This is a genomic window from Streptobacillus ratti (assembly GCF_001891165.1).
Classification (GTDB): domain Bacteria; phylum Fusobacteriota; class Fusobacteriia; order Fusobacteriales; family Leptotrichiaceae; genus Streptobacillus; species Streptobacillus ratti.
This window is the reverse complement of record NZ_LKKW01000137.1, coordinates 1-228: the sequence shown is the minus strand read 5'-3', so window position 1 is coordinate 228 and position 228 is coordinate 1. Positions and strand designations below refer to the sequence as shown.

Sequence of the window (228 nt, the reverse complement as noted above, 5' to 3'; positions counted from 1 at the left end):
GATTAACTTCTTCATGTTTTTTATCTTTAATAGTATCTTCAATAATTTTTTCAAAATTAGTATCTTCAATATCTTCTATTTTTTCAAAAGGTTTATCTTCATCTGTTGTATCATTTTCAGTTATTCTAAAGCTATTTGGATCAGCTATTTCTATTTCTTCCACTTCTTCAATTTTAGGTACATTTTTATAAATCATTATACCTACAACTGAAAATATTAGTATAATAA

The 228-nt window shown here is 22.4% G+C and carries 1 pseudogene; it reads right to left on the bottom strand.

Annotated features, from left to right (window positions below):
* Window positions 1-196, bottom strand: a pseudogene (locus tag BT993_RS07130) (TrbI/VirB10 family protein); the annotation flags it as partial.
* Window positions 197-228 lie beyond the last annotated feature (32 nt).